General features: G+C 68.3%; 18 protein-coding genes and 1 pseudogene. 5 read left to right on the forward strand and 14 right to left on the reverse strand.

Annotated elements, in window-relative coordinates; translation table 11 throughout:
- Positions 1-193 precede the first annotated feature (193 nt).
- Positions 194-1,144, reverse strand: a complete 951-nt coding sequence (locus FXF50_RS04770) for a hypothetical protein (protein WP_148425983.1) — start codon at positions 1,142-1,144, stop codon at positions 194-196.
- Positions 1,145-1,528: 384 nt separating this feature from the next.
- On the opposite strand from FXF50_RS04770, the gene FXF50_RS04775 reads away from it, so the two are divergent.
- Complete coding sequence (locus FXF50_RS04775; RefSeq protein ID WP_148425984.1) at positions 1,529-1,723, forward strand: transposase; 195 nt, start codon at positions 1,529-1,531, stop codon at positions 1,721-1,723.
- Between the two features lie 1,044 nt (positions 1,724-2,767).
- Here the strand turns inward: FXF50_RS04775 and FXF50_RS04780 are convergent.
- Positions 2,768-4,249 carry an ADP-ribosylglycohydrolase family protein gene (locus tag FXF50_RS04780; protein WP_148425985.1) on the reverse strand — a complete coding sequence of 494 codons (1,482 nt, stop codon included), beginning with the start codon at positions 4,247-4,249 and terminating at the stop codon, positions 2,768-2,770.
- A gap of 573 nt (positions 4,250-4,822) precedes the next feature.
- Here FXF50_RS04780 and FXF50_RS04785 point away from each other — a divergent pair.
- A complete protein-coding gene (locus tag FXF50_RS04785; RefSeq protein ID WP_148425986.1) occupies positions 4,823-5,161 on the forward strand; it encodes a hypothetical protein in 339 nt (112 codons plus the stop codon).
- Positions 5,162-5,400: 239 nt separating this feature from the next.
- Here the strand turns inward: FXF50_RS04785 and FXF50_RS29170 are convergent, their stop codons facing one another.
- The 10 genes from FXF50_RS29170 to FXF50_RS04835 all read right to left on the reverse strand — a co-directional run bounded on the left by FXF50_RS29170 (position 5,401) and on the right by FXF50_RS04835 (position 15,599).
- Positions 5,401-5,676: a hypothetical protein gene (locus tag FXF50_RS29170; RefSeq protein ID WP_187399523.1), complete on the reverse strand. Its 276-nt coding sequence runs from the start codon at positions 5,674-5,676 to the stop codon at positions 5,401-5,403.
- A gap of 17 nt (positions 5,677-5,693) precedes the next feature.
- Entirely contained in the window at positions 5,694-6,575 is an 882-nt protein-coding gene (gene pcaD, locus FXF50_RS04795) for a 3-oxoadipate enol-lactonase (protein ID WP_148425988.1), read from the reverse strand.
- Complete coding sequence (locus tag FXF50_RS04800) at positions 6,575-7,756, reverse strand: thiolase family protein (RefSeq protein ID WP_148425989.1); 1,182 nt, start codon at positions 7,754-7,756, stop codon at positions 6,575-6,577. Before FXF50_RS04800 ends, pcaD begins: the two co-directional genes overlap by 1 nt.
- Positions 7,757-7,840: 84 nt before the next feature.
- Positions 7,841-8,560, reverse strand: a complete 720-nt coding sequence (locus tag FXF50_RS04805) for a sulfite exporter TauE/SafE family protein (RefSeq protein WP_148425990.1) — start codon at positions 8,558-8,560, stop codon at positions 7,841-7,843.
- Between the two features lie 6 nt (positions 8,561-8,566).
- Complete coding sequence (locus FXF50_RS04810) at positions 8,567-10,093, reverse strand: methylmalonyl-CoA mutase (protein WP_255509893.1); 1,527 nt, start codon at positions 10,091-10,093, stop codon at positions 8,567-8,569.
- Entirely contained in the window at positions 10,090-11,637 is a 1,548-nt protein-coding gene (locus tag FXF50_RS04815) for a class I adenylate-forming enzyme family protein (protein ID WP_148425991.1), read from the reverse strand. The genes FXF50_RS04810 and FXF50_RS04815 overlap by 4 nt, the downstream gene beginning before the upstream one ends.
- Positions 11,638-11,664: 27 nt before the next feature.
- Complete coding sequence (locus FXF50_RS04820) at positions 11,665-12,897, reverse strand: FAD-dependent monooxygenase (RefSeq protein WP_148425992.1); 1,233 nt, start codon at positions 12,895-12,897, stop codon at positions 11,665-11,667.
- 86 nt (positions 12,898-12,983) lie between these two features.
- Complete coding sequence (locus FXF50_RS04825) at positions 12,984-13,748, reverse strand: ABC transporter ATP-binding protein (protein WP_148425993.1); 765 nt, start codon at positions 13,746-13,748, stop codon at positions 12,984-12,986.
- Complete coding sequence (locus FXF50_RS04830; protein WP_148425994.1) at positions 13,745-14,467, reverse strand: ABC transporter permease; 723 nt, start codon at positions 14,465-14,467, stop codon at positions 13,745-13,747. Before FXF50_RS04830 ends, FXF50_RS04825 begins: the two co-directional genes overlap by 4 nt.
- A gap of 193 nt (positions 14,468-14,660) precedes the next feature.
- Entirely contained in the window at positions 14,661-15,599 is a 939-nt protein-coding gene (locus tag FXF50_RS04835; protein ID WP_187399524.1) for an ABC transporter substrate-binding protein, read from the reverse strand.
- Positions 15,600-15,754: 155 nt separating this feature from the next.
- On the opposite strand from FXF50_RS04835, the gene FXF50_RS04840 reads away from it, so the two are divergent.
- Positions 15,755-16,549 carry an IclR family transcriptional regulator gene (locus tag FXF50_RS04840; RefSeq protein ID WP_148425996.1) on the forward strand — a complete coding sequence of 265 codons (795 nt, stop codon included), beginning with the start codon at positions 15,755-15,757 and terminating at the stop codon, positions 16,547-16,549.
- The gene (locus tag FXF50_RS04845; RefSeq protein ID WP_148425997.1) at positions 16,537-17,580 is read left to right on the forward strand and encodes an NAD(P)H-quinone oxidoreductase; all 1,044 of its coding nucleotides are present in this window, start codon (positions 16,537-16,539) and stop codon (positions 17,578-17,580) included. Before FXF50_RS04840 ends, FXF50_RS04845 begins: the two co-directional genes overlap by 13 nt.
- Before the next feature lie 185 nt (positions 17,581-17,765).
- Here FXF50_RS04845 and FXF50_RS29705 read toward each other — a convergent pair whose 3' ends face one another.
- The gene (locus tag FXF50_RS29705) at positions 17,766-17,906 is read right to left on the reverse strand and encodes an integrase core domain-containing protein (protein ID WP_370464077.1); all 141 of its coding nucleotides are present in this window, start codon (positions 17,904-17,906) and stop codon (positions 17,766-17,768) included.
- Between FXF50_RS29705 and FXF50_RS29710 the strand changes: the two are divergent.
- Positions 17,875-18,249 (forward strand): annotated as a pseudogene (locus FXF50_RS29710) (DDE-type integrase/transposase/recombinase); the annotation flags it as partial. The gene FXF50_RS29705 and the pseudogene FXF50_RS29710 overlap by 32 nt on opposite strands.
- Here the strand turns inward: FXF50_RS29710 and FXF50_RS29715 are convergent.
- A complete protein-coding gene (locus FXF50_RS29715) occupies positions 18,177-18,803 on the reverse strand; it encodes a leucine zipper domain-containing protein (RefSeq protein WP_370464078.1) in 627 nt (208 codons plus the stop codon). The pseudogene FXF50_RS29710 and the gene FXF50_RS29715 overlap by 73 nt on opposite strands.
- Positions 18,804-19,246: the final 443 nt, after the last annotated feature.

The raw sequence follows: 19,246 nt of genomic DNA on the forward strand, positions 1-19,246 counted from the left end.
CGCGCCGCGCTGAACCTGTCGGTTCCTTAATCGGACCGGGCACCTCGATCGAGCCGACCCATGGCGGTTTGCCGCGGACAGCCGTCCATACTGGCCCACCGCGAAAGACCGAAGTGAACGCTTTTGACGAGGCCCCTCGTCCCGGACAGATGCTCTGTCACCGCTGCGGTCAACAGCCACCCATCCGCAGGCGTCAAATCAGCCCCTCGATCCGGTCAATTTCGTTTTGTAGACGCTGCATCTCTGCCTCGTTCCGGCGCTGCTGAGCGAAGCTCTTACGAGCCGCCCGGCTTGGGCGGCCACGCTCCCTGGGGTTGTCCGGCGTTCCATAAAAATCCAACTGCCGGTCATTGGCGCGTTTGAGCGCTCCAAGCTTGTCATACAGGCGGCCCAGCTTGCGAATATCGCGCTCACTCAGGGCCTTACCGCGTACTGGCAGGCTCGGCGCCTCCGCCGGCTTCTCGCTATCCGATTGATGGACAGTGGCCCGCCACTCTCGCTCTAGTCGTTGCAATACGAGCGCGTAGGGGAAGCGATCGAAATCGTCAAAAAAAATCTGCCCAGTTATGTTGCCCCGGAAATCTGACCGCGCCGGATCCACCCACTGAAGGGATGGTGAGAACTGCACCGACGGCGACTTATGGCTGACGCTAACGAGTTTCCCATCGCGAGTGATAGCCATGCCCTCCCGTATGGCCGGCTCACCCTTGCTGCTCTTGCCTATCGGCCAAGCTCGATAAACCTCAGCTCGTCCGTGTTTGGCCTTCAAGAACGGTAGCGTTCGGGGGACTTTAACGTCGACGATGACTCCGACCGTGTCCTCGGATCGCGCATTGATGAGTTTCTGGGCCAGCTCCGCGATCCGCTTCCGCGTTTCGGGGTCCTTGTTAAGTTGATCCCGCTCGAACCACAACTTCGCCTCGGAATCACGACGGGCCGATTGGGTCTCCCGGTGGCGTTGCGCGCGCTGCTCATCCTCTAATGAGAACGTCGCACCACACCGCCCATAAATGGGAATTGGAACGGCCCCCGCGTTTCCGCCCAGCCCCGGCGGGACTGCATTCACGATGACTTGGCCCTGACATTGCCAAAGCCCGTCGTTTAGCTCTCGGACATCAATGCCGTGACATTGAGGACAACGCATGCCGGGACGATACACCCGGCATCGACGCGGGCAACAGCCTGGCGGCCCTAACCCGACATCTAAACGGCCAAATTCGGCTACCGCAGTCTTGCGACACCATTGACCGTCGGCCACGATTGATCATCGGTCAGGCCAGACAGTGGCTGGTGACAAGGAGCCGGGACCTGCGGCGGAGCACGCAACCCCGGAGGGGGCTGACCCCTGCCGGCGGATGCGGTCTCAAAGTGTCGCCCACTGCTGTCTGGTAACGGCTCGTGTCGCCGAGCAGGCGTGGGGTGAGGTTCCCCCGGTAGCTCGGAGGCTTTCGATCACGCTCCGATGGAGCTGAAGGGAGTCATCCGTGGCAGCACCGAAGAAGTACCCCGATGAGCTGCGTAACCTGCCGTGCCTTTGTATCGGGAGTCTGACCCGAAGCCCGTGATCCGCCAGTTGGCGCGGCAGCCTGGGGTGCACCACGAGGCGCTGCGGAACTGGATCCGCCAGGACGAAGCCGACCGTGGCCAGCGTGACGACCGGCCCACGACCTCCGAGCTGGAGGAGTTGCGCCGGCTGCGGCGGGGCCGCCCGTGGCCAGCGTGACGACCGGCCCACGACCTCCGAGCTGGAGGAGTTGCGCCGGCTGCGGCGGGCCCGACCGTGGCCAGGGTGACGACCGGCCCGCGAGGGGCAGCAGCGCCAGCAACCACATCCATGCAAGCCCGGCGAACATGCCGACGAAGCCGGGCATCCACGCCGACATGAGCACCCAACCACCGAGGCCGCCTCACGCCAAGACAAGGCAGCCATGTGATCGCCAACGTGACGACCGAGCTCGTGAACAGGATGACCAGAAGCGCAAGAACCACGTAGGCGGTGACTCCTTCGGGTCCGCCGAAGAGGTCACCAAGCAACCAGCCCTGGCCAGGAGGTTGCTGGTGGGATTCGAGTCTCAGCCCCCGGGATCGATACCGCCAGCAACACGGCCGGCCCCAGAGCCGTACGCCGATGCGACAGACACTCTTGAGTGGCGTCAGCGGGCTCCACGACGACAGCCGGCACCGGCCAAGCGGGGAGCGCCGAAGTCTGACCTCTTCGGTCTTCTCTGGGAGGTCACGCCGGACCGTCCGCCCGCATCATCGCAGGTCAGAGGCCTCTGCCCTGCCCGGCCTCGGTGAGCACTTCGGGCGCGGTGACCACTTCGCCAACCTGCACCCAATCTGCTCCCACTTCAAGGCCAAGGCACTCAGCGGCTCCTTACCGCTCTGACCTGCGCATACTCCCCTGTCAGGGGACATAGATTGCGGCCGACTGCCGCTCAGAATGGCTGAGCAATCCGGTGTGAAGCCGGACGTCGCACCGCCGCCGACCTCCGGAAGCGCAGAACTGCAGGTGGGCCCCAGTGCCGTTCACTGCTGTTCGGTGCCGTTGGGTGCAGCTGGCTGTCGTTGCGTGCACCCGTCTTCTTCCATCCCGCTCCCCCCGGGATCCCGGTCTCCATGGGCAGGCGGTCCCCCGACCGCACCAAAGTTGTTCCGGCAGGTGGTGTGGGCCGCTCCCTTCATGGGCCGGGCCATAGGTCCGCCTCGCCTGCAGCCGGCTTCTCGCCTGTGCCTGCGCGGCCTACAGCAGCCGCGGCGTAGCGCGTCACAGCTGTTCGACGACCTGCCGTAGTTCCGGGTTGAGTGTCCAGCCGTGCGTGTCGAGCAGCCGACGCAGCTCGGCCAGCGCGGCGCGCGCCGGTGTGCCGGTGGTCAAGGTTGTGTAGCGGGCGGCGACCGCTGGCGTGCGGCTCTGACCGGCGGCGCAGTGCAGCAGCACGACATGGCCCTCCTTGCGCAACTCGAGCAGCATGCGGGCGGCCTGATCGACCACGAAGTGCGGGTGTGCGTTGGCGCCGGGCTGGTCGACGAGCCACGCCCCGACCCTGTTGGCGACGGGCACGTCGTCGAAATCGTCGCAGCCAACGCGACAGAGGGAGATCACCGCGGTGGCGCGCGCTGCAGCTGCGTCGGTGTGGAGGTTGCCGAGGATCACCCCGGGGTCGTGCGGGTGTGCCTGCATCAACGGTGCAACCACAGGCCGTGGCGCGCGGGCGCAGCCCGGCCAACCGCCCTGGCCGGCTTGGCCGCCTTGGGCGGTCAGCACGGCCAGGCGGATCAGGTCCGCCGCGCGCCGCCTCGGCCAGCCGTGAACGACGCGCTGCCAGGCCAGGGGCACCGCGGAGGAGCCCCACCGGGCGCCGAGCAGGGCCCCGGCGATCGCCGCGACGGTGTCGGTGTCGTCGCCGGCACGGATCGCTGCCGTCAGGGCGTGTTCGAGATGTTGGCAGGGGAAGCTGCCGTGGCCCGGGTTGTGGTCTGGGATGTCGGTGTGTGTGATCGCCGACCAGGCGGCCTGCAACGCGGGGACCACAAACCCGTTGGGTCGGAACTGCTCCGGCGGCTTGGACTCCGCCTCGGCCAACCAGCCCGACCATCGGTCACGGCGTTGCGCGGGCAGCAGGTCCAGACCCTCGCGTACCCCGTCGAAGGTCCCGTCGAGAACCGCCCGGCGGATCCCGGCGCACCACAGCACACACGCGTCCGCAGCCAGGGGGTCGTAATGGGTCAGCTCACTGACTGCGCGGGCGGCTTCCGCGAGCGCTTCCGGGTCGCCGAGATAGGCCAGCGCAACCGGCGCGGTCCGCATCAGGGACCCGTTACCGGCGCTGCGGCCAGTCCGCCGGTGCAGATCGGCGGCTGCGCTTCGCATCGCCGCGGCAATGCCCGGTCCGCTCACGTGCGGGACCGCGTCCAGGACCTTGCGGGTCTGGGCCCCGATGTCGCTGGCGCCCTCCCGCTTCCACCGGAGAAAGTTGCCGGCAACGCGGTCGAGGGAGTTGCTGCGGCGCAGGTCCGCCCCGGTGGCGGACACCTCCGCGATGCACATCGCCATCTGGGTGTCATCGCTGTACTCACCCGGCGCGTACGGGCCGAGTCCCCCACCGCGCATCTCCGGCTGCTCGTTCGCCGGAAGCGGCGGTCCGAACTCGTACGGCACGCCCAGCGCGTCACCGCACGCCGCACCGAGGAGAACACCGGCAGCCCGGTCGCTCTGAATCGCATACAGCGGCACAGTCGCTGTCATCAACTCCCCCACCCTCGCAACTCCCACATCCTCATGGCCGTCGCCACCGTCACAAGGCCGCTGGTCACTATGTCAGCCGGGTACGACGTTCTGTCCGCCGCTCGGGCCTCCATCAACGCGCTGAACCAGGCGACCTATGGGCGCCTGTCCGCCTTCGGGTCGAACAGGGGAACGAACCGCCGCGCCTGCGGCAAGGTCAGCGGGAGCAGGAAATGGACGAGATGTCCCACTAGCCACGAGTCGTGGACGCCCGTGCCGCGCAGCCGACCCACCGCTACCGGCGTACAGGTCCGGCATCCCTCTGCTCCCCGGCTATCGCCAGCTCGGAGCTTTGCTTGGTAGCCGAGGACGCCGGCCGCGGCTAGGTGGTCAAATCTCGTCGGAGCCCGGGCCTAACATGTACGGCGCAACCCAAAAAGTTGTAACGGGTGTTCCCCCGGCTGATCTGGGTGCCGGGCACGCCCCCACCACTCGCATACCAGGCGTCCGCCCCACCCCTTGGAGGTGATCGACATGCCACCCAGGCGTTAAGTCCCGCGCACCGTGCGCGGGCGGCCGGAAGGCGGTCGTCACATGGCCCGTACCGACGTTCACCGACCCGAGCGAGTGCAGCAGCTGGATCCGCACTTGCGTCGCTGGTTTACCGACATCCACCGACACGGCTCCGGCCCCTGCGACCTCGACGAGTACCTCGCCTCGCCCGCCTGGAACCGCACTCGCTGCTACCGGCAGCCCTCGGCTCAGGCCCCGAACCTTTGCGGCTGTCAGCTCTGCACCTTCCAGTCGCACCGTAAGCTCGCCCACCGGCAGGAGCGGGTCGCTTGGCGTTCGATCCGTCGGCAGCTGCTCGCCGAGCACCGCGGCGACGAGCCCGACCTCGACGTGCCCCCGATCCGCGGAAAGGCCTGGTAGCAGTCAGCTGCGGCAAGTACCTGACCTTCAAAAACGCCTCGGGCCATCTGACCGACATGGTCGACGAGTGGAGCCTCGTCGCCGACTCGACCGAGACGGCGCCACGAAGGCGCTGAGTGTTTGAGGTTCCGGTGGTGGAGGTCGAGCTCGGTTTCATCCTCGCCGATGGACCGCCACCGGAGCCTCGCCAACGATCGCTCAGGCTGGCGCGGCTGAGCGTGCCGAACTTGAGGCAAGGCTCAGCAGTCGTCCTGCTTCCACGTGCCGTCTTCCCGCACCCACGGCTCCTTGTTCTGGTTCAGGGCAGGCACGTCATAGGTGTAGGTCACTCGGGCCAGATCACCTGAGATCTGCGCCTGAAAGGTCTTGATTGGCATCGCCTTGCCGTACATCTGCTGGTCGGGGAAGGCGGCCCCGCGGCACTCGGAGCCGTTTGCCGACAGGATGCCCGCGTGAACCTCGGGACCGGCGCCCGTTGCTGCGCCCGACTGACGTCGTATGTACCGAATCCGCAAGTGAGACGTGCACCCGATTATTCCTCCTCCCCGAGTAGATGCTCGACGAGAAGACGGGTGAGGGCCTCTGGCTGCTCGACGTTGGCGAGGTGCGCGGCGGGCGAGAGCACCTCGAGACGTGCGTCCCTGATGCCCTCGGCGATCGCGTGGCTGTGCTCGGGTGGAGTGGACGGATCCTCATAACCCGCGATGACGAGCGTCTTGGCGCGGATCCTAGGCAGGGCGTCGGTGAGGTCCATGCGGCGGATGGCGCTGCAGCAGGATGCGTAGCCTTCCGCCGGCGTAGCGGCCACCATCGCTTGCATGTCCCGGACGACCTCCGGGTGCGACCGTACCCAGCCGGGGGTGAACCACCTCGTCACGACGCCATCGGCTACCGCTGCGGTTCCCTCTCGCCGAACCAAGTCCGCCCGTTCCGCCCAGAACTCCGGCGGTCCGAGGCGGGCGGACGTGCAGCATAGGACGAGCCGGCGGACGCGTTCGGGAGCGTGCGCTGCGAGCCACATGCCGGTCATGCCCCCCAAGGAAAGCCCGCAGAAATGAGCCGCCTGGACCTCCAGCCGGTCCAGCAACCTCAGTACGTCGGCGCCAAGGTCCGCCAGTTCGTAGGGTCCGGGCGGTACGGGCGACTCGCCGTGGCCGCGATGGTCGTAGCGCACCACGCGGAACCGGTCGCGAAGTGATACCGCCTGCGGCTCCCACATCGCGTGGGTACTGCCGAGGCTTGGGGACAGAACGACAACAGGGGCGCCTTCGGGGCCTTCCACAACGGCGTGGACATCGACCGGCCTGCGACCAGCGACGCGGTGCGTGGGGTATGAGACCTCCTGCAAGCCTTCCTCCTGTTCCTGGTCGCGCGACAGCTGGGCTGCTCGGTTCGCGTCTAGCGGTGCACTCATCAGCAGGCCTCGAGTACGACAGCGAGCCCCTGTCCGGCGCCGATGCAGAGTGCGGCGAGACCCCACCCACCGCCGCGCCGGTGAAGCTCGTGCGCCAGGCTGCCGAGAATGCGGGCGCCTGAGGCGCCGAGTGGGTGACCGATGGCGATGGCGCCGCCGTTGGGGTTCACGATCTCCGGATCAAGCTCCTTCCACTCGGCCAGGCAGGCCAGGGCCTGCGCCGCGAACGCCTCGTTGAGCTCGACCACGGACAGGTCATCCCAACCGATACCGGCTCGCTCCAGCGCGGTCCATGCAGCCTGCACCGGTCCAATGCCAAACATGTGAGGGTCGACGCCGGTGGCTGCCCGGCCGGCTATACGGGCCAGCGGCTCGCGGCCGGTGCCGCGTGCGCCGGCCTCGTCACCCAGCAGCAGGCCCGCCGCTCCGTCATTGAGCGGTGAAGAGTTGCCCGCGGTTACCGTGCCGTCGGTACGGAAGACCGGTTTGAGGCCGGCCAGCGTCTCCGCCGTGGCATCCCCGCGGATGCCCTCGTCGCTGGTCAATCCGCTTCCGTCAACGGGCACAATCTCGCCGTCGTAGATGCCGTTCTTCCACGCTGCAGCGGCGCGTGTGTGGCTGCGCAGCGCGAAGGCGTCCTGGGCCTCCCGGGAAATGCCGTAGATGTCGGCCATCAGTTCCGCGCCTTCGCCGAGGGCGATCGTCCACTCCTGGGGCATGCGCGGGTTGACCATGCGCCAGCCGAGCGTCGTGGAGTGCAGCGTTTCGTGTCCGCGCGGATAGGCCCGGGCGGGTTTGGGCAGGACCCACGGCGCGCGGCTCATGGACTCGACTCCCCCGGCCAGCGCGAGTGAGGCGTCGCCGGTCTCGATCGCGCGTGTGGCCTGGACGACGGCCTCCAGGCCTGATCCGCACAGCCGGTTGACCGTCACGCCCGGCACCGACGTCGGTAGTCCGGCGAGAAGGACCGCCATCCGGGCGACGTTGCGGTTGTCCTCACCGGCTCCGTTGGCGTTGCCGAAGACAACCTCGTCGATCGTGGCGGGGTCGAGTGCCGGGGACCGATCGACCAGCGCCCGTACGACATGGGCGGCGAGATCGTCGGGACGCACGTCCGCCAGGGCGCCGCCATAGCGGCCGACGGGCGTACGCGCGGCGTCGAGGACGAAGACATCAGCCACTTGAGGTCCTTTCCGTTCAGAACGCCCGGGACCGCCTCGTGGCGTACCGGCGCGTCTTGTCGTTGGTGGCGGCCGTGGGGACTTCTAGAGAGCGGCCCTGGCAAGCAGAGCCGTGGCTGCGCACGCGGCGACGGCGAGCACGGCGGGCCGGATACGTCCCGCGTCGAGGTGCCGGCGCAGCGGGGCCGCCAGTGCGAATCCGATAGCGACGAAGGGGAGCATGAACAGGCCGCCGATGACCGAGCGCCGCTCGAGATGACCGGCCAGCTGCAGCATGCCAAGCGAGCCGACCGCGCCGACGACGAAGAACGCCCCGAGGGTGGCGCGCAGTCGGGCGGCTCCCGCGCGCTGGTAAATGAGCGCCATGGGCGGCCCTCCAATGGCGGCTGTGGTGCCGGTGACTGCGGCGACGCCGCCCGCGAGGGACAGGGTCAGACGCGTCCGGGGCACCTCCACGGGTAGCAGGCTGATGCCCACGGCCACCAGCACCGTCATGGCGACCACGGCCTCCATGCCGCGCCCGGGGAACGCGGCGACCAGCCAGACGCCACAGATCGTGCCGGGGATGCGGCCGACCAGCGCCCAGCCAAGGCCGCGGAAGTCGATGTGCTTCCACTCCCAAGCCAGTGTCAACAGCGGCAACAGGCCGTTGATCACGAGTAGCGACGCGGGCATCAGCGACGGGTCGGCCACGGTGATGACCGGTGCCGCAACGACACCGAGGCCGAAGCCCACACAGCTCTGTACGAGGGCGCCGACACATGCGGCGATTCCGACAACGAGGAGAAGCTGGTAGCTGAACATCGGTAGTCAGAAGGAGGTACTCGGCATCCACGGCCCGTGGACCTCACGGAGCCTGTCGACGATCTCCCCCACCGTCGCATACGCGCGGACCGCGTCGATGCACGCCGGCATGATGTTCTCGCCGGCCTTTGCCGCAGCGGTGAGGTCCTCGAGCGCCGCGGCCACGGCCACGCCGTCGCGGCGGTCCCGCAACGCGGCGAGCGACCGCGCCTGGGCCTCCTCAAGCGCGGGGTCGACCCTGAAGACCTCGAGCGGCTCGGTCTGCGCCGGATAGCGGTTGACCCCCACCACGATCCGCTCGCCGCTTTCCACTTGCCGCGCGTGGGCGTAGGCCGCGTCGGAGAGCTCCCGGGCAAACCAGCCCGATTCGATGCACGCCAGCGCGCCGCCGCGCCGCTCGATGCGGTCCAGCTCGTCGAAGATGCGCCGCTCGAGGTCGTCGGTGAGCGTCTCGACGGCGTACGAGCCGGCCAGCGGGTCGAGGGTGTGCACCAGGCCGGTCTCATTCGCCACGACCTGCTGGGTGCGCAAGGCGAGGGTCGCGGCGGCCTCGGTGGGTACGCCGAGCGCCTCGTCGTAGGCGGACACGTGCAGGGTCTGTACGCCGGCCAGCGCGGCGGTGAGGGTCTCGGCCGTCGTGCGCGCCACGTTGTTCAGGGGCTGCTGCGCGGTCAACGTCGAGCCGGCGGTGAACGCGAAGATGCGTAGCTGTTGTGAGCGGGGATCGCGGGCACCGTAGGTGTCCCGCATGAGCCTTGCCCAGACTCGGCGCGCCGCGCGAAGCTTCGCCACCTCGGGCAGGAAGTCCATGGTGATGGCGAGAAATGTGAACAGCGTCGGCGCGACCTCGTCGACCGATACCCCGCGCCGAACCGCCTCGTCGAGGTACGCGCGGGCATTGGCGAAGGTGAAGGCGATCTCTTGGACGGCGTCGGCGCCCGATTCCCGAATGTGGTAGCCGGACATGGCGAGCGGCACCCAGCGTGGCACCTTGCGGGCGACGTACTCGATGGTGTCCACCGCCAAGCGCAGCGAGGGCTTCGGTGGGAAGATCTGGGTGCCGCGGGCGATGAACTCCTTGAGCACGTCGTTCTGGATGAACATGCCGAACTCGCCCGGGTCGACACCGCGCTTCTCGGCCAGCGCGATGAACATCGCCGCCCACACGTAGCCCACGGAGTTGGCGGTAGTGCGTACCTGTGAGATCGACTCGAGCGGGATGCCGTCCATGAGGGTCTCGATGTCGGCCAGTGAGTCGATGGCGACGCCCACCCGGCCGACTTCGCCGGCCGCCCGGGGGTCGTCGGAGTCCAGGCCCATCTGGGTCGGCAGGTCCAACGCCACGGAGAACCCGGTCACCCCGGCGTCCAGCAGTGTCTTGAACCGACGGTTGGAGTCGGCCGGAGTGCCAAAGCCCGCATACTGGCCCATGATCCAGGGCTTGGGCTCGGCCGATATCCCACGGGTGTAGGGGTACTCGCCGGGTCGCTCGGCCCCCGCCGGCGCGTAGTCCACCTTCAGCCGGCGCGTCACAGACTCGCCGCCTCAGTGAGGAGCCGCTCGCGAAGGACCTTCTTGGCGATCTTCCCAGTGGAACTGAGCGGGAAGCTGTCGACCCGGCGCAGCTCCTTGGGTTTCTTGTACGACGACAGCCGCTGGCGGCAGTGGTCGAGCACCTGGTCGTCGGTGACGGTGGCGTTGCTGTGCACCGTGTAGAGGGCTGTCACACGCTGGCCCCAGTCCGGGTCGTCGACGCCGAGCACCGCGACCTCGGCGACACCCGGCACCTCCGCGATGACGTCCTCCACCTCGCGGGGGTAGATGTTGTAGCCACCGGAAATGATCATGTCTCCCTTGCGGTCGACGAGGTAGAGCCTGCCGGCGGAGTCCAGCCGGCCGAGGTCGCCAGTGTGCAGCCAGCCGTCGCGGACGGCCTTGGACAGGTCGTCGCGGCCCTCGGCGTTCCAGTAGCCGCGCATCACGTGGTCGCCCCGGGTGATGACCTCGCCAACATGCCCGGCGGGCAGCCGCCGGCCGGACTCATCCACGATGGCCAGTTCCACGCCCAGGGCGGGCCGACCGGCCGAGGTGAGCAGCTCCGGGTCGTCGGCGAGGCCCCGTACGTGGTCGGCCGCGTCGAGAACCGTGACCGGGGGAATCGCCTCGACGAGGCCGTAGTACTGCACGAGGTGTGGGGTGAGGAGGTCGTAGGCCTGTCTCATCTGTTCGGGGGGCATCGGGGCGCCGGCGTAACCGAGCATTTTCAGCCTCGCCAGCCGCTGGCGGTCGATGTCGGGACGGGCTAGCAGTCGGGCGACCATGGTCGGGACCAGCGCGGTGTGCGTGGCACCCCGGTGCTCCACCGCCTCAATGAACGCGTCCGGGTCCCAGGACGGCAGGATCAGCTGCGCCGCGCCGGCCACCAGAAACGGCAGGACGAACAGCCCACTGGTGTGGGTGATCGGACCGGCGTGCACGTAGACGTCGTCGGGGCCGGGCCGTCCGCCGAGCACGTCGTAGCTCATGTTCACCAGGCTGGCGAACCAGTTGCGGTGGGTACGCAGGGCACCCTTCGGGTGGCCGGTCGTGCCGCTCGAATAGTGCAGTCCGCACAGCTCGTCGACGTCGAGCGGCCCCAGCCCCGCGGGGCTCGCGTCCGTCAGCAGCCGTTCGTACGGCGTGCCGGGGCCGTCGCCGACCACGACGAGCCGGCCGGCGAAGCCCGAGCACAGCGACTCCGCCTGCTCCGCGAAGCGGGCGTCGTAGATCAGTGCCGCTGCGCCGCAGTCGTCGGCGATCCGCGCCCAGTCGTCGGGGTGCAGCCGGTAGTTGAGTGCGACGCGCACAAGGCCGGCACTGCGGATGGCCAGGTCAGTCTCGATGTAGCTGTTCTGGTTGGACTGCAGGTCGAGCACGCGGTCGCCCGACCGCAGCCCCATAGCGCGCAGCCCGTTGGCCAGCCGGGTGACCCGGTCGCCGAGCTCGGCGAAGGTCACCGTGCCGCCGGGGCCGTCCACCGCCACCCGGTTGCCGAACCGCCGGGCAGCGCTGGCCACGAGTTGGCCGACGTCCCTCATCGTGTCCTCCTTCCTTCCGATGCCGGCTCAGACGAGAGTGGGTGCCTGGATCTCCACCGGCCGGTCAAGCGGGGCGTCGGCCGCCGAGACCACGTCGTAGCCCCAGAGCCAGCCGCGCAGCCACAGGCCGTACGGGTCGGTCTTGGCTCGTTCACGCATCTGCTCGTTGCGCCTGGTGATGGCCTCCGGGTCGCTGAGGTGGTACACGGTCGCCATCTCCCGCGAGACACGGGCGACCTCCGCGACGCGGTCCCACCGTCGCTGCTGGAACTCGCGCAGGGACTCCTCGACCGTGTCGACGGAGCCGCGGGCGAGACACCGCGACAGGACGTACGCGTCCTCGATCGCTTGGGTCGCGCCGTTGGCCAGGAAGGGCCAGATCGGGTGCGCGGCGTCCCCGAGCAGTCCGATCCGCCCCACCGACCACTGCTCCAGCAACGGGCGGGTGAAAATGCCGGTGATGAACGGGGTGTCGATGGCATTGACGATGGTGGCCAGGGGCTCGGTCGCGCCCGCGTACGAGCGCCGCAGGTCGTCGATGTCCCCGCGGGACTCCCACGCCTCCGAGCGGACCTCGCCCGACGGCACGGTTCCGACGAAGTTCATGTGGGTGCCGCCGTTGACCCAGAAGACGACGCCGCTGCGGTCGGGCCCCCACCACGCCGTGCAGCTCGGCGGGACGTCCACGCCCTCGAGGCGCTCCCGTGGGATGAGCGCCCGCCAGCAGAGGTAGCCGGAGGGTTCCGGGTCCTGCTTGCCGAACAGCTGGGCGCGCAGGGTCGAGCGGATGCCGTCCGCCCCGATCACCACGTCGGCCTCGATGACGTCACCGGCGGCCGTGGTGAGCCGCGCGACGCGGCCGTCCTGCTCCACTCCGGTGACGGTGGTGCCCAGGCGCAGCTGGGTCCGGGTGACCGCACGGCGCAGGAGGTCCAGAAGGTGGTGGCGGTGGATGTGGAAGAACGGCGCGCCGTAGGTCTTTTCACCCCACTCGCCGGCCCTGGTCTCCAGGATCAGCTCGCCGTCTTCGATGTCGTAGTAGTAGTTGCCCCGGCTGACAACGCCCCACGCCCGCAGCTCGTCCTCGAGGCCGAGGTGCCGCAGCAGGCGGGCGCCGTTGTTGGACACCTGGATGCCGGCGCCGATCTCCTTGAACTCCGGTGCCTGCTCCAGCAGGACGATGTCGTCGAAGCCCTGCCGCTCCAGGCACACGGCGGTAGCGAGTCCCCCGATTCCGCCGCCTACGATCGCAATCCGCATCCCCTGCCACGCCCTCTCGCTCGCACCGAGTGCCCCTCGGCGGTAGTTGTCCGTCTCGTCTCTGTCGGTCACGTGCCGGCCGCGGTTCAGCGCACCGGAACGGCCGTCTCCTCGGCCAGCCGGGCCCGGATCTCGGTGCTGACCGCCTCCAGCTCCGCCTGGCCGGCCGCGCGTACGGGCGCCGTGTCGTACTCGCACAGCACGCGGGCCGGGCGGCCGAGCACGATGACCCGGTCGGCCACCGTGAACGCCTCCTCGATGCTGTGCGTGACGATGACGGCGGAGGTTCCCGTCGACTCGCACAGCTCGACGAAGTCGGCCCGGAGGTTGCGGGCGGTGACTTCGTCGAGCGCCGAGAAGCTCTCGTCGAGGAAGATCAGCTCCGGCTCTACGGCGAAGGCGCGGGCCAGCGACACGCGCTGGCGCATCCCTCCGCTCAACTGGCTCGGGTACTTGTGCAGAGCGTCCTGCAGGTGGACCCGGCCGAGCCACTCCTCGGCGATCCGCTTGCGTTCGGTCTTGGGCCGGCGCAAGATCTCCAGGCCGACGGCCACGTTGCCAAGCGCGGTCCGCCACGGCAGCAGCCGGGGCGTCTGGAAGGCCATGGCGACCCGGCCTTGGAGCTGAGCGTGCTGCGCGTACGGGTCCAGCCCGAGGATGCGCACATTGCCCGAGGTCGGCCGCATCGAACCGACCAGCAGTGACAGAATTGTCGACTTGCCGGCGCCGGTCCGGCCCATCAGCGCGACCCGCTCGCCGCGGGGCAGTCGCAGACTGAACCGGTCGACCGCGCACACCGAGTCGAAGCTCACCGAAGCCTGGTCGATCTCAACCAACGTTTCCTCGGTCATCGGACGACCGCCTCCCTGCGCCACCTGAGCAGATACCGTTCGGCCAGATCGACGACCGCCGTGAGGAGGAAGTTGAACACGATCAACACCACGGTCCAGGCGAAGATCAGGTCGATCCGGAAGTTTGCCTGCGCGAGTCCCATCGAGTACCCGACGCCGGCGGTCGCGCCGATCAGCTCGGCGAACACGAGGATCCGCAGGCAGAACGCGCCGGCGCTGCGGAGGGTCATCAGCATGTAGGTGAGCGACTGTGGAATGAACAGCACCCGCAAGATCTGCAGGCGGGACGGCCGGAACTGGCCGATGCCCTCCATCAGCTCGTGGTCGATGTTGCGGATGCCCTCGAAGACGGCGACCACGAAGAACGGGACGCCGATGACGAAGACGATGAAGAAGATCCGCGCCTCGACGCTGTGCAGCCAGATGACCGAGACCAGGATCCACGACAACGCCGGGACCGCCTGCATGATGCCGAACACCGGTCGCAGCAGCTCGCCGACGGTGTTGCGGAAGGCGCCCATCAGCAGGCCGATGGCCCAGCCGGCGATCATCGCGCCCAGCAGGGCGCCGGTGAACCGCGCGACGGTGGCGATGATGTCGCCGCGCTCATCGCGCAGGACCTCCATCAGCGCCTGACCGATCGCCGGGAGGTCTGGGAAGACGTACTCCGGCATGAACAGGCTGGCTATCTGGATCCCGGCGAGCATGACCAGCAGCACGAGCGCTGTCCACAGCTGAGATCGCCGGGAGGACAGGTGCCGCCGCCAGCCGCCGGTCGCAGCGTCCGGAGGCACAGCAGGCTCAGGGATCGCGGCGCTGGGGTCGTGATTCAGTGGGGTCGGACGGGTGGTGACTCCGGTGTCGGGCAAGGTCTGCCCCTCTCGCTGGCTGCTTGGGTGGTGGTCGGCTGCGTCAGTTCGACGCGCCGTAGAACCGCGCTGGCGGCTCCTTCTCGTTGGTTCCGGTCCGGTGGATCAGCGCGAGCTGGTCCTTGAGCTGGGTGACGATCTCGCCTTCGACCGGCTTGACCACGAAGGCGTGCACCGACTGCTGCATCACGTTGGCCGCCGTGCCCGGCTTGAACCCCTGCTTGGCGGCGTACTTGTCAGCCTCGTCCGGGTGCTCGTTCAGCCACTGGGCCGCCTCCTGCAGGCGCTGGACGGCGCGCTGCTCGGCCTCCTTGTTCACGCTGTCGCGGACCGCGAGGACGAGCTGCCACCCGGTACCGAAGGTCTCGCCGGGCTTGGCGCCTGAGGAGCTGAACGCCACCTTCATCCCCGGGTTGGCCCGCACGGCCGACGTGACAGCCGGTTCCCAGCCGACCGCGAAGTCCGCGGTGCCGGCGGCCACCTGGGTCACGCCGCTCTCGGCGTTGGGCACGTTGACGACCTCGAAGTCCTTGCCCTCCTTGACCCCGAACTTGTCGGCGAGCAGGGCTTTGGTGATACGCCACCCGCCGCTGGTGGTGATGGCGGCGATGCGCTTCCCCTTGATGTCCGCGGCCGACGTGATGTCCGACTTGCCGACCAGGGCGGTGGAGTTCGGCGAGACCGTCGCGGCGATGTGGATCGGGGCGCCCTTCGCGGCCTGGCTGGCGAATACGTCCGGGCCGCCGATGGTCATGTCGGCCTTGCCCGAGAGCACATCGGTGTAGAGCTGCTGGAGGTCGGAGTAGTTGGTGACCTTCAACTGCTTGTCGCCGGTAGCAGTCTCGGCAACGCGGTCGGTCAGGACGACGCTGAAGCCGCGCGTCCAGGAGCCGATCACGTACTGCTTGCCCGCCTGATCACCAGCGTCCGAGGCCGCCCCGCATCCGCTGATCGCGAGTGCAAGTCCGGCGACGAGCAGCACGCGGGAAGGTCTTGATGTCCATCGGCTCCGACGCATGGCGCCTCCCGGAAAGTCTCCACAATGTGGAGGTTGCTTCTATAAGGTGGAGTCACTGTAAGATGCCCCACAGCGGCAGTCAATAGAGGTCCAATCACCGAGCCACATGGGGGTGGAGAGTGACCGGCGAGGGCGTAGTTCCCGGTGCCCAGGCGGTGTACCGGGCGCTTGCCGTACTGGACGCATTCAGCCAGTCACGGCCTGCAATGACGATCGCAGAGATCGCAGAGGCGACGGCGCTGACCGCTCCGACGGCGCACAGGATCGCACTCGCCCTGGTGGATCGGGGGTTCCTCACGCGCGACGAGGTCTCCCGCCGGTTCAGCGTCGGCCCGGCCGTGCTTCGGCTGGCGCAACTGACCGATATAGGCCACTCCGCGTTCGCGTATGTCGGCCCCCTTCTCGAGACCCTCAGGGTGGAAACCGGGGAGACCGTGGGACTACACGTACGGGTAGGGAGCCAGCGGGTCTGCGTCCTGGAGCTCGAGAGCCCGCACCGCGTCCGGGTGGTATCGGGAATCGGGCACACCTATCCGCTGACAGCGGCGGCGGCCAGCAAAGCGATCCTCGCCTGGCTTCGCCCGGACCAGATCGAATCAGTCCTCCGTGAACCTGCCCCCGGGCTCGATCAGGCCAAGCTCCGAGCCGACCTCCGACAGGCGCGCCACGACGGATACGCGATCAGCTTCGGCGAAACCATTCCCGGCGCACATGCCGTCGCCGCACCCCTACGGGACTCGTCGGGCGAGGCGACCGCCGCCGTCAACGTCACTGGGCCGGCCGACCGGCTGCCGGAGAGTCGACTGCGCGACATCGGTCGAGACCTGTCGCAGAAGCTGCAGCTCATCCACCAGTCGCGCCGCGTCCCCCAGCAGATGAACAACCCGGAGGACTTCGCACCATGCATGCCGTGACAGTCACCAGCGATGGCGCCCTCGGATGGACAGAGGTCCAGACCCCCAGGCCCGAGGCGAACGAGGTCCTGATCCGCGTGGCGGCATCCGCGCTGAACAGAGCGGACATCCTGCAACGCAAGGGTCTCTACCCCCCGCCCGCCGGCGCATCGCAGGTTCTCGGCCTCGAGTGCGCGGGCGAGATCGTCGAGGTCGGGGAAGGGGTCTCGGCACATCACATCGGCGAACAGGTGTGCGCCCTGCTCGACGGTGGCGGGTACGCCGAGTACGTCTGCGTCGACCGAACTCTGACTCTTCCAGTGCCCCAGGACATGTCGGTAGCGGTCGCCGCCGCGCTGCCAGAGGTCGCGGCCACGGTCTGGTCGAACCTGGTGATGGTGGGCCAGGCACAGCCGGGCACCGCCGTCCTCGTACACGGCGGAGCGAGTGGCATCGGGACCACCGCCATCCAGGCGGCTGTCGCACTCGGCTGTCGCGTCTTCGCAACCGCCGGCACTGAGGCGAAGGTGAAATTCTGTGTCGAACTGGGCGCCGAACAGGCATGGGACTACCGCGAAGAAGATCTACCCTTCCTTGTGCTCGAGGCGACCGGAGGCCGCGGGGCGGATCTGGTCCTCGACAACGTGGGCCCCAACAACCTGGACCGGAACATCGGCCTTCTCGCGCGGGGAGGGCGAATCGTCATCATCGGGTCCCAGGGCGGCAGGCAGGGCAGCTTTAACATCGGTCCTCTCATGGCGAAGCAGGCAACGGTCCATGCCACGTCCCTGCGCCAGCGCGGACGAGCAGAGAAAGGCGAGATCGTACGCGCCACCCAGGCAGCCTTCTGGCCGCTGATCGAATCCCGGAAACTCCTGCCCGTCGTCGATTCGCAGTTCCCCATGTCGGACGCGCTCGCGGCGCACAAGCATCTAGAGAGCGGAGTGCACATCGGGAAGGTCTTGTTGACGCAGCAGCCGAACAGGGCACCCGACAGCCTCGGCGGGTCTCATCCACTTTCACCAGCACGACACGCCGCTACCGTTGGTTGAGCCCGCGATCTGGCTCGTGGGTCTCACGTGCGAGCCCCATCCATCACGTGATCCGTCAAGCCCGTCTGATCGCCAATGTCGACGAGCAGCTGTTCCTAGGCCCTCAGGCTCGCGGGCTCCGCTGGCCGTGTTGAAGAGCAACAGCGGCGACGCCCTGGGCTAGGTGTACTGCCCAGGGACGTTGGTCAACCTGGTGATGGGCGGCTGCCGCCGGTTGCGGTGTGGGGCCGGTGGTGATTGTAGTGATGTAGCCAGGTAGGCAGGGCTTTGCGGCGGGCGGCTTCGGAGGAGTAGAAGCGCAATCGGGAGGCGACCGCCCGGCGCACCGGAGCCCGTAACCACCTCTGGCAACCGCAGGTAGGAACGGCGTTCGTGCATACCGTCGTCGATGACCATTCGCGGGTGGCATATGCCGAGATCTGCGATGACGAGAAAGCCGCTACCGCCATCGCCGTGCTGCGTCGCGCGGTCGCATGGTTCACCGCCAGAGGCGTCTCCGTGCAGCGGGTGCTCACTGACAACGGCGCCGCCTACAAGTCCTACGCCTGGCGCGACGCCTGCACCGAACTGGGCATCAGCCCGAAGAAGACCCGCCCCTACCGGCCCCAGACCAACGGCAAGGTCGAACGCTTCCACCGAACCCTGACCGACGGCTGGGCCCTGGGCCGCTTGCCCTGGATGCGGCCGACGTAGCGCCAGCCGCCGCCGTCGGGGATCTGGCCGAGCTTCTTGACGTCGACGTGCAGCATCGCTCCGGGCTGGTCGTGCTCGTAGCGGCGCACCAGTTCACCGGTGCGCCGATCGATGTGCGACAGCTTGTTGACCCGGCAGCGGGTCAGCACCGCGTGAACGGTCGAGGCGGGCATGCCGAGGCGGCCGGCGATCTGCACCGGGCCCAGGCGGTGTCTCCACCGCAGGTGCACGACCTTTCGGACCAGCGGCTGGGAGGTGCGGGTAGGGCTGTGGTGCGGCCGTGACGACCGGTCGGCCATTCCCTCGGGCCCGAGCTCGGCGTAGCGCACCGCCCATCGTTTCGCCGTCGGCCAGGACACGTCATAGCGTTCCGCGGCCCGGGCGACCGGCCACCCCTGGTCCACGATCAGACGCGCGAGCCGAAGACGTGCACGAGGAGTCAAAGCGGCATTAGCGTGGGACACGAAGGCCTCCTGGTTGGCGGAGCGGTTCCTAGACAGCTCCACTCCACAACCGGAGGCCTTCGTCATCACGTCTATCTACGTCGTGTCGTCACACGACCTCAACCAACGTCCCTGGGCAGTACAGCTAGGTCATCGGGTTGACCGAGCTGGCGCCGGAGACCCGGCCGACCACCGGGGCGCGGCTTGCCGATGGCCCTGGGCCTGACTCGTTCGGTCCGCCAAGGAGGTCACCGAGCAGGGAGCCCAGGTCAGAGAGTTGTCGGTGGGATAGCGGTCTCACCTCTCGGGATCCATGCCGACGCCGCGACGGCGAGGCCCAATTCATACGTCGATGTACTGCAGTCCTTCCTAATTGGAGGCGGCGCGTCCAGGACGACCGCTGCCCCGGTCAGGCGGGACAACGAAGCGTGACCACTTCGTCTCCCGCAGGACGCCCCGTCGACTCTGGCCTGCGGAAATGGAAACCCGCAGGTCGTGGTAGGTGCAGCTGAGCGCCGTTCGGTGCCTTT

This window comes from Micromonospora sp. AP08 (assembly GCF_008085935.1).
Lineage (GTDB): Bacteria > Actinomycetota > Actinomycetes > Mycobacteriales > Micromonosporaceae > Micromonospora > Micromonospora chersina.

Bases quoted from the DNA above. Each gene is read 5' to 3' on its own strand.
- FXF50_RS04770 (WP_148425983.1), bottom strand. From the start codon at position 1,144: ATGCGTTGTCCTCAATGTCACGGCATTGATGTCCGAGAGCTAAACGAC.
- FXF50_RS04815 (WP_148425991.1), bottom strand. From the start codon at position 11,637: ATGAGGGACGTCGGCCAACTCGTGGCCAGCGCTGCCCGGCGGTTCGGC.
- pcaD (WP_148425988.1), bottom strand. From the start codon at position 6,575: ATGAGTGCACCGCTAGACGCGAACCGAGCAGCCCAGCTGTCGCGCGAC.
- FXF50_RS04845 (WP_148425997.1), top strand. From the start codon at position 16,537: ATGCATGCCGTGACAGTCACCAGCGATGGCGCCCTCGGATGGACAGAG.
- FXF50_RS04780 (WP_148425985.1), bottom strand. From the start codon at position 4,249: ATGACAGCGACTGTGCCGCTGTATGCGATTCAGAGCGACCGGGCTGCC.
- FXF50_RS04805 (WP_148425990.1), bottom strand. From the start codon at position 8,560: ATGTTCAGCTACCAGCTTCTCCTCGTTGTCGGAATCGCCGCATGTGTC.
- FXF50_RS29715 (WP_370464078.1), bottom strand. From the start codon at position 18,803: ATGACGAAGGCCTCCGGTTGTGGAGTGGAGCTGTCTAGGAACCGCTCC.
- FXF50_RS04825 (WP_148425993.1), bottom strand. From the start codon at position 13,748: ATGACCGAGGAAACGTTGGTTGAGATCGACCAGGCTTCGGTGAGCTTC.
- FXF50_RS04785 (WP_148425986.1), top strand. From the start codon at position 4,823: ATGGCCCGTACCGACGTTCACCGACCCGAGCGAGTGCAGCAGCTGGAT.
- FXF50_RS04820 (WP_148425992.1), bottom strand. From the start codon at position 12,897: ATGCGGATTGCGATCGTAGGCGGCGGAATCGGGGGACTCGCTACCGCC.